This is a genomic window from Methylobacterium sp. B1 (assembly GCF_000333255.1).
Classification (GTDB): Bacteria; Pseudomonadota; Alphaproteobacteria; order Rhizobiales; family Beijerinckiaceae; genus Methylobacterium; species Methylobacterium fujisawaense.
Window position 1 is genome coordinate 1 of sequence record NZ_BACT01000721.1, and the last position, 2,740, is coordinate 2,740.

Genomic DNA, 2,740 nt, shown 5'->3' on the forward strand with positions numbered 1-2,740 from the left:
CGGAGGTTCCAGGGCGTTTCGAGACCGCCCTGCCTGCGGGCCTGACCGATGCGGAGGCCCGGCAACGGCGCGCGCGGTTCGGCGCGAACGTGATCGCCACGACCGAGAGGGCCGGCAGGCTGTCCCTGCTCCTGCACCAGCTCGCGAGCCCCGTCGTCTACCTGCTCGCCGCGGCCGGCGGGCTCTCGCTCTACTTCGGGGATTGGCAGGAGGCGGCCGCCGTCATTGCGGTGCTGGCCATCAATACCGGCCTCGGCTTCTTCACCGAGCTGCGGGCGGTCCGATCCGTCGAGGGCTTGCGGTCGCTCGGGACGCGCTCGGCCCGCGTTCGCCGCGACGGGCACATCCGGGTCCTGCCCGCCGAGGATCTCGTCCCGGGCGACATCGTGCTGATCGAGGGCGGCGATGCGGTCCCGGCCGACATCCGGCTGGTCGAGGCGTCGAACCTGGGCGCCGACGAGTCGACCCTCACGGGGGAATCCGTGCCGGTGGACAAGTCGGCACAGCCGGTCGCCGCGGAGGCACGCCTCGCGGAGCGCGCGTCGATGCTGTTCCGGGGCACGCTGGTCACCCGCGGGAGCGGTGCGGGTGTCGTGGTCGCGACCGGCGCGGCGACCGAACTCGGGGCGGTGTCGCGCCTCGTCGCGCAGGCCGACCCGGAGGGGTCGCCCCTGGAACGGCGCCTGGGCCGCCTGTCCGGCCAAATGGTCTGGGCGGTCCTGGGGGTGGCCGTTCTCCTGGCCGGCCTCGGCATCGCAACCGGCAAGGATCTCCGCCTCATGACCGAGGCCAGCATCGCGCTGTCGGTCGCGGCCATTCCGGGAGGCCTGCCCATCGTCGCGACCCTGGTGCTCGCGCGCGGCATGTGGCGGATGGCCCGCAGGAACGCGCTGATCGAGCGCCTGTCGGCCGTCGAAACGCTCGGCGCCACGACGGTCATCCTGACCGACAAGACGGGGACGCTCACCGAGAACCGGATGACGGTGCGGCAATTGTCGCTGCCCTCCGGGCAGGGGGACCTGGCCGAGGGAGGGCCCTCGATCGAAGCCGGACGCCTGCTCCGCGTTGCGGTGCTCTGCAACGACGCCGCGCTCGGATCGGGCGCCGGAGACGGCAGCGGCGACCCGATGGAACAGGCGCTGCTGCGGGCGGGGCGGTCCGCCGGCCTCGACCGCGCGGCCCTCGGGCGCGACCGGCCTCTCGTGGGAAAGCACGCCTTCGAGGCGGCCGTCCGCATGATGGCCACCGTCCATGCTGCGGGGCCGGGCTTCTGGGTGGCGGTCAAGGGCGCCCCGGAGGCCGTGCTCGCCGCCTCGCGGCGCACCGGTGACGGCGCGCATGATCGTCCCCTCGACGCCGGCGACCGCACCCTGTGGCGACGCCGCGTCGAGGATCTGGGGGCACGGGGCCTGCGGGTCATCGCCTGCGCCGAGAGGACGGTCGCGGACCCGGGATGCCCGCCCTTCGAGGACCTCACGTTCCTCGGGCTGGTCGGGATGGATGACCCGGCCCGGGAGGACGTGCCGGCGGCGATGGCGGCCTGCCGCGCCGCGGGCATCCGCGCGGTCATGGTCACCGGCGATCACGCCGTAACCGCCCGGAGCATCGCCCTCGCGGTCGGTCTCGCCGGTCCGGGGGACCGCATCGCGGAGGGCGTCCCCGATGCCGGCCTGCCGGACAGGCTGGAAGATGTCGCGGTCTTCGCCCGCGTGAGCCCGGCCGAGAAGCTGGCGCTGGTCCGCGCCTACCAGGCGAAGGGCGAGGTCGTCGCCATGACCGGCGACGGCGTCAACGACGCCCCGGCGCTGAGGCAGGCGGATATCGGCGTCGCGATGGGCCGGCGGGGGACGGACGTGGCGCGCGAGGCCGCCGCAATGATCCTCCTCGACGATGCCTTCCCGACCATCGTCGGCGCAATCCGGGAGGGGCGGATCATCTTCGACAACATCCGCCGGTTCGTCACCTATCTCCTGGCCTGCAACCTGAGCGAGGTGATGGTCGTCGGGCTCGCGGTCGTGTCGACGCTGCCGCTACCGATCCTGCCGATGCAGATCCTCTACCTGAACGTCGTGACCGACGTGTTCCCGGCCTTCGCCCTGGCCCTCGGCGAAGGCCGGGACGACATCCTCCGGCGACCGCCGCGGGATCCGAAGGAGCCTATTCTGGGGCGGGCGCAATGGACGCGGATCGGCCTGCACGCCGCCGCGATGACGGCGGCGACCTTCGCGGCCGGCGCCGCCGCCACGTTCTGGCTCGCCTTCGATCCGGCCTCGGTCGTGACCGTCACGTTCCTGACGCTCGCCTTCGCGCAGCTCTGGCAGGTGTTCAACATGCGCGCCTCCAGCGCGCCGCTCCTCCGCAACGAGGTCACCCGGAATCCCTGGGTCTGGGCCGCCCTGCTCCTGTGCACGGCGCTCCTCGTCGGCCCGGCCTATCTCTCGCCGGTCGGCCGCCTGCTGGGCCTCGTCCCGCTCGATCGGAACGGCTGGATGCTCGTCCTCTCGGTGAGCCTCGCACCGCTCCTGGTCGTCCAACTCGCCACCCTGGCGGCAGGAGCCCGCCGGCCGTCCGGGCGCGACGGCCGTCCGACGTGAGGTCCGGTGCCCCTCCGCGCCCACGGCCCGCGCGCCTTCGTGTAAGCTGTCGTCCATGAGCAGGATCACGACGGACCCGACCGCAGCGGATTGGGATGGCAGAATGGAGCGGCTGACCGGGCGCTTTCCCGGGCGCCTGCGCGATG

Annotated in this window: 1 protein-coding gene; it reads left to right on the forward strand. The window is 73.2% G+C overall.

Annotated elements, in window-relative coordinates:
* The coding region (locus I53_RS21055; RefSeq protein WP_043354327.1) for an HAD-IC family P-type ATPase at positions 1-2,594 on the forward strand (2,594 nt) is incomplete at its 5' end.
* Positions 2,595-2,740: the final 146 nt, after the last annotated feature.